The sequence below is a fragment of the Inquilinus sp. genome, assembly GCF_039594555.1.
Taxonomy (GTDB): domain Bacteria; phylum Pseudomonadota; class Alphaproteobacteria; order DSM-16000; family Inquilinaceae; genus Inquilinus.
Genome location: NZ_JBCNNF010000432.1, coordinates 1 through 5,757 on the forward strand (window position 1 = coordinate 1; position 5,757 = coordinate 5,757).

General features: G+C 71.4%; 7 protein-coding genes. 4 read left to right on the forward strand and 3 right to left on the reverse strand.

The features are described from left to right. The coding region (locus tag ABDW35_RS30800; RefSeq protein ID WP_343717661.1) for a CYTH domain-containing protein at window positions 1–742 on the reverse strand (742 nt) is incomplete at its 3' end. A 76-nt stretch (window positions 743–818) separates the two neighbouring features. Then, a complete protein-coding gene (locus tag ABDW35_RS30805; RefSeq protein ID WP_343717662.1) occupies window positions 819–2,000 on the reverse strand; it encodes a penicillin-binding protein activator in 1,182 nt (393 codons plus the stop codon). Window positions 2,001–2,140: 140 nt separating this feature from the next. Between ABDW35_RS30805 and rsmI the strand changes: the two genes are divergently transcribed. The 4 genes from rsmI to gshB all read left to right on the forward strand — a co-directional run bounded on the left by rsmI (window position 2,141) and on the right by gshB (window position 5,332). Beyond that, window positions 2,141–2,959: a 16S rRNA (cytidine(1402)-2'-O)-methyltransferase gene (gene rsmI, locus ABDW35_RS30810; RefSeq protein ID WP_343717667.1), complete on the forward strand. Its 819-nt coding sequence runs from the start codon at window positions 2,141–2,143 to the stop codon at window positions 2,957–2,959. Continuing rightward, window positions 2,949–3,335: a YraN family protein gene (locus ABDW35_RS30815; protein ID WP_343717663.1), complete on the forward strand. Its 387-nt coding sequence runs from the start codon at window positions 2,949–2,951 to the stop codon at window positions 3,333–3,335. The genes rsmI and ABDW35_RS30815 overlap by 11 nt, the downstream gene beginning before the upstream one ends. A gap of 213 nt (window positions 3,336–3,548) precedes the next feature. Next, window positions 3,549–4,367 carry a transglutaminase-like domain-containing protein gene (locus tag ABDW35_RS30820; protein ID WP_343717664.1) on the forward strand — a complete coding sequence of 273 codons (819 nt, stop codon included), beginning with the start codon at window positions 3,549–3,551 and terminating at the stop codon, window positions 4,365–4,367. A gap of 11 nt (window positions 4,368–4,378) precedes the next feature. Then, complete coding sequence (gene gshB / locus ABDW35_RS30825; RefSeq protein ID WP_343717665.1) at window positions 4,379–5,332, forward strand: glutathione synthase; 954 nt, start codon at window positions 4,379–4,381, stop codon at window positions 5,330–5,332. Between the two features lie 102 nt (window positions 5,333–5,434). On the opposite strand, the gene ABDW35_RS30830 is transcribed toward gshB, so the two are convergent. After that, a partial coding sequence (locus ABDW35_RS30830) for an amidoligase family protein (RefSeq protein ID WP_343717666.1) occupies window positions 5,435–5,757 on the reverse strand: 323 nt, incomplete at its 5' end.

The following is a 5,757-nucleotide window of genomic DNA, read 5'->3' on the forward strand; positions in this document are numbered from 1 at the left end:
GCACGGTGGCGATCGCCTCGTCCACCGTCATGCCCGAGGTCAGCGGCGTCTTCGGGTCGTACATCACCCCGGGCGGGCGGCGCACCACCAGGCGATAGCCACGCTCCGCCTTGGTCACCTCGCTGACCCGCAGCGGGATCTCGTCCAGGAAGGACAGCGCCAGCCGGTACAGAGCGGCGGCGCGGCCCTCCTTCAGCTCCAGCTCGATCTCCGCCACCGGGTCGCTGGCGTCGCGGGTCTCGATCGTGCCGGTGTCGAAGGCGCACTCGACCACCGCGTCCGGCAACGACAGGATCCGGGTCTCGCGCTGGATGCGGGAGGTGAACAGGTGGGTCAGCGCCTCGACCGGCACGCCGTCCAGCAGCGCCTTGGCCGCCGGGTCGTCGAAGGCGTCGGGTGCCGGCACCATCGCCGGCAGTGCCACCTCCCACTCGCCGCGGGCCAGGCCATCGCCGTGGCGCTCGGTCTTCAGGCTCTGGACGAAGCGCTGGCCGATGCGGCGCACGCGCAGGGTCACGCCGCGGCGCTGCAGCGCGCAGTCCGGCGTGTCGTAGTAGAAGGAGGTCAGCGACCGGGTGGTGCCCGGCCCGGCCGCGATCCGCGCCAGGAATTCGGCGCCGCGCAGCCGGTCGAGATCGCCCGGCGCCACGCGCAGCTTCAGCTCGATCTCGACGGGGGCCTCGGGGGGCAGCCCGCCCCCGCCCGGCTGTTCGTTCGGCCGGCTCGGCTGAACGGTCGACATCGGCATCTCCCGGCGAAACAACGTCACAACAACGTCATAAGCGCCTGTTTACCCGAGTGGAGGTGTCGTACCTATCCTAAAACGCGGCGCCGGAGAAGCTGTCCGGTGCCGCTTCGAGGACGGTCGGGCCGCCCGGCTGCGCCTCCAGCACCGCGAGGCCGCGCTGCACCAGCCCGTCCGGGCCGAATCGGAAGATGCCGTCCAGGCCGACGAAGCCGTTGGGGTCCTGCAGCGCCGCGGTGGTGAAGGGGTTGCCGCCGCTCGCCGGCTGGTTCGCCAGCGCCGCGGTCAGCGCCACCGCGTCATAGGCCAGCGTCGCCAGCCGCGGCGGCGGGGCGCCGAACTGCTGGGCGTAGCGGCTCTCGAAATCGGCGCGACGCGACGGGTCGGGCGCGGCGTACCAGGCGCCGGCCAGGTAGGACTGGCGGTTGACCGATGGATCGTCCCACTGGCCGGTGCCCATCAGCTTGGCGGTGACGCCGGAATAGCCCAGCATCGGCGCCACCACGCCCAGCCGGCTGCCGACATCGGCCACCAGCACCGCGTCCACCGGCGTGGCCTGCAGCTTCTGCTGCAGCGGGGTCGGGTCGCTCAGCTTGCTGTCGTACAGCTCGACCACCGGCACCTCGGCGCCGTATTTGGCGGCGGCGTCGGCCATCGCCTTGCGCATCAGCTGGCCGTATTGGGTGTTCGGCGCCAGGAAGGCGTAGCGGCGCATGCCGTGGTTGACGCCGTAGCCGACAATCCGGTCGATCGCCTGCTGCTGCAGCACACTCAGCAGGAACACGTTGCCGCCGGCCTGGGCGGTGTCGGTGCTGAAGGAGACGACGTTGATCCCGGCCGCGCGGGCCTGCTGCGCCACGGGCGAGACCGCCTTGCTGAACAGCGGGCCGAGGATGATGTCGGCGCCCTGGGCGATCACCGCCTGCGCGGACTGGCTGGCGGCGCTGGCATTGTCGCCGGTGTCTCGCGGCAGCAGCACGACCTGGGTGCCGGTGTCGAACACCGCCATCTGCGCCGCGCGCTGCATCGCCTCGCCCAGGCTGGCATTGCTGCCGGACAGCGGCAGCAGCAGCCCGACCCGCAGCACGCCGTCATTCGGGCGGGTCGGCGCGGTCGGCTGCTGCGTCGGCGCTTGCGCGATCGGGGCCGGCCTCTGTACGGTCTGGAACTGAGCACAGGCGGCGAGCGCCGCCGCCATCGCGGCGGCCCCTGCCAGCCGGACGAGGCGGCGCAGCTTCGCGCGGCCTCCACCCATCGACCCCTCTGCGACTGTCGCAAGTCTTGTCACGGACGCCCCCTCACTCTCGACAATCGACCGGCGCCGGGCAGCGGCGGCCCTCTGCCGCCGACCCTACCGGTGCTGCATCGCCGAGTAAACCGGCGCCAGGCCTGTACCTGACGGCGGTCCCCATCGGCAATGCCGGCGACATAACGCTCCGGGCGCTGGATTTGCTCCGCGGCGCCGACGCCATCGCCTGCGAGGACACCCGCACCACCCGCAAGCTGCTGTCGCTCTACGGCATCGGCACCAAGCTGATTCCCTATCACGAGCACAACGCCGCCGAGATGCGGCCGCAGATCCTGCGCCGGGTGGCCGAGGGCCAGGCCATCGCGCTGGTCTCCGACGCCGGCATGCCGATGATCTCCGACCCCGGCTTCAAGCTGGCCCGGGCGGCGCGGGATGAGGGGCTGCCGGTCACCTGCCTGCCCGGCGCCTCGGCGCCGCTGACCGGCCTGCTGCTGTCCGGCCTGCCGTCGGACCGCTTCCTGTTCGCCGGGTTCCCGCCGCCGAAATCCGCCGCCCGCCGGACCTTCCTGCAGGAGCTGGCGCCGATCGCCGCCACGCTGATCCTGTTCGAGGCGCCGCACCGCCTGCCGGAATGCCTGGCCGACCTGGCGGCGGTGCTGGGCGACCGCGAGGCGGCGGTGACGCGCGAGCTGACCAAGCTGTTCGAGGAGGTGCGCCGCGGCCCGCTGCCGGATCTGGCGGCGCACTACGCCGAGGCCGGGCCGCCGAAGGGCGAGATCGTCATCGTCATCGGCCCGCCCGGCGCGGCGGCGCGGCCGAGCGAGGAGGATCTCGCCGGCCAGCTGCGCCGCGCGCTCGCCACCATGAGCCTGCGCGACGCGGTCGAGGCCGTGGCGGCGGCGACCGGGGAGCCGAAGCGCGAGGTCTACCGCCTGGCGCTCGACCTCGCCGCCGATGAGGCGTGACCGCCCCAGGGACGAGTCCCGACGCCGCGCCGAGACCTTCGGCCACCGGGCCGAGCGCGCGGCCGCCTGGCTGCTGCGGCTCAAGGGCTGGCGCATCCTGGCGCGGCGGCTGAAGACACCGCTGGGCGAGGTCGACATCGTCGCCTGCCGCGGCCGCACCGTCGCCTTCGTCGAGGTCAAGGCGCGGCCCGACCTGGCCGCGGGGATGCTGGCCCTGCAGCCGCGCCAGCGCGAGCGGCTGCGGCGGGCCGCGACGCTGTTCCTGGCGCAGCAGCCGCGCTACGCCCGGGACCATGACCTGCGCTTCGATCTGGTGGTGGTGCGGCCCTGGCGCTGGCCCGTCCATATTGCCGATGCGTGGCAGGTCGATCGGTAGCAAGAGCCATCGGGTGGGGGAGCATGTCTCCGCAGACTGTCATCCTCGGGCTCGACCCGAGGATCCAGGGGCTTTCCAGAGCCGCTCCCGGCGGCCCCTGGATTGCCAGGTCAAGCCCGGCAATGACAGAAGGGGGATGGTTCGGAACTTTCACCCGACAGCCCGTTCGATCGGTAGTGGAATCCCAGGCGGTATCGGGCTAAGTCAGGACTCATGGACCCGACGATCCAGTCGATACTCGACCGCGCCGGCGCTCAGCCGGACGACGCCATCGATCTCGCCGAGGCAGCCCTGGCGCTGGCGGCGCTCGACCGGCCGCGCGGCGTCGGCTTCGACTGGTATCGCCGCCACCTCGACCAGCTGGTCGGCGACGTCGCGCGCGAGGCGGAGAAGATGCCGCCCTCCGAGTCCCTGACCGCGGTGCTGGCGCGGCGCTGGGGCTATGCCGGCGACGTCGACAGCTATGACGACCTGCAGAACGCCAACCTGATGCGGGTGATCGACCGGCGGAAGGGCCTGCCGGTGACGCTCGGCATCCTCTACCTGCACGTCGCCCGGGCCCAGGGCTGGACCATGGTCGGGCTGAACTTCCCGAGCCATTTCCTGGTCCGGCTCGACGCCGGCGGGGCCCGCACCATCCTCGACCCGTTCCACGCCGGCATGAAGCGCGGCCCGGGCGAGCTGCGCGACCTCTTGAAGGCCGTGCTCGATGCCGGGGCCGAGTTGATGCCCGAGCATTACGAGCCGGTGTCGGACCGCGACATCCTGCTGCGGCTGCAGAACAACCTGAAGGTCCGCCACATCCGTGCCGGCGATTTCGGCAAGGCGCTGTCGGTGATCGAGGCGATGCGCCGCTTCGCCCCCCTGCACGCGCCGCTGCTGCGCGAGGCCGGCATCCTCTACGCCCGGCTCGGCAACATGCGCGCGGCGATCGACGCGCTCGACCGCTACGTCTCCGCCCCCGGTGAGCCGGAGACCCAGCGCCACGAGGCGGCGATCCTGCTGCAATCCTTCCGCACCAGCCTGAATTGACAGAGGCAACCATGAGCCTTGCCGTCGCCATCCAGATGGATCCGATCGAGACCATCGACATCGGCGGGGATTCGACCTTCGCCATGGCGCTGGAGGCGCAGGCGCGCGGCCATCGCCTGTGGCACTACCTGCCGCGGGCGCTGTCGCTGCGCGACGGAAGGCTGACGGCCAAGGCCCGGCCGCTGACGGTGCAGGCGGTGCGCGGCGCCCATTTCACCTTCGGGGAGTGGGAGACGGTCGATCTCGGCGCCGTCGACGTCATCCTGATGCGCCAGGATCCGCCCTTCGATATGGGCTACATCACCGCGACGCATCTGCTGGAGCATGTCGCGGACCGGGTGCTGGTGGTGAACGACCCGAAGGAGGTGCGCAACGCGCCGGAGAAGCTGCTGGTCACGCACTACCCGGAGCTGATGCCACCGACCCTGATCACCTCCGACCGCGACGAGATCCGCGCCTTCCGGCAGGAGCATGGCGACATCATTGTCAAGCCGCTTTACGGCAATGGCGGCGCCGGCGTGTTCCGCATCCGGCCGGATGACGAGAACCTGGTGTCGCTGCTCGAGGTCTATGAGCGGATGTACCGCGAGCCGATCATGATCCAGCGCTACCTGCCGGAGATCCGGAAGGGCGACAAGCGCATCATCCTGATCGAGGGCGAGCCGGTGGGCGCCGTCAGCCGCATGCCGGCGGAGGGCGAATCGCGCGCCAACCTGCATGTCGGCGGCCGGGCGCAGAAAACCACGCTGACCGAGCGCGAGCGCGAGATCTGCGCCCGCATCGGCCCGGACCTGCGGGCCACCGGCCAGATCTTCGTCGGCATCGACGTGATCGGCGACTACCTGACCGAGATCAACGTCACCTCGCCGACCGGCATCCACGAGATCAACCGGCTCGACGGGGTGAAGATCGAGGCCATCTTGTGGGACGCGATCGAGGCCCGCCGCGCGCGGATGGCGGGGTAGCGGCGGTCCGCGCTTTCCCTTTGTCGTCATTCCCGCGGGAATCTTCATCCGGCCAGAGCGTCTCGAGATCCCCGCTTTCGTGGGGATGACGGGGTGGGGATTTCAGACTGCGCCGGAACCTGATCCACCCGCCAGCCAGGCTTCGGCCGCCGTGGCCAGCCGATCGCTGTCCGCCGCCAGCCGCTCGACCTCCACCCAGCGGTTCCAATCCGCGGCGATGCTCCAGCCGGGAACGCCGGGATGGGCCTGGGGCAGGCGGTAGTGGAACACCGGGCGGGCGGCGATCTTCTCATAGGGTAGCCGGGCCCGCACCCGTTCCGGGTCCAGGCTCAGCAGCAGCGGCAGCAGGTCCAGGCCGCGGTCGCGGGTCGGGTTGGCGGCCAGGTAGTCGTCGATCAGCCCGGCCTGGTCGGGCCGGTATCCCG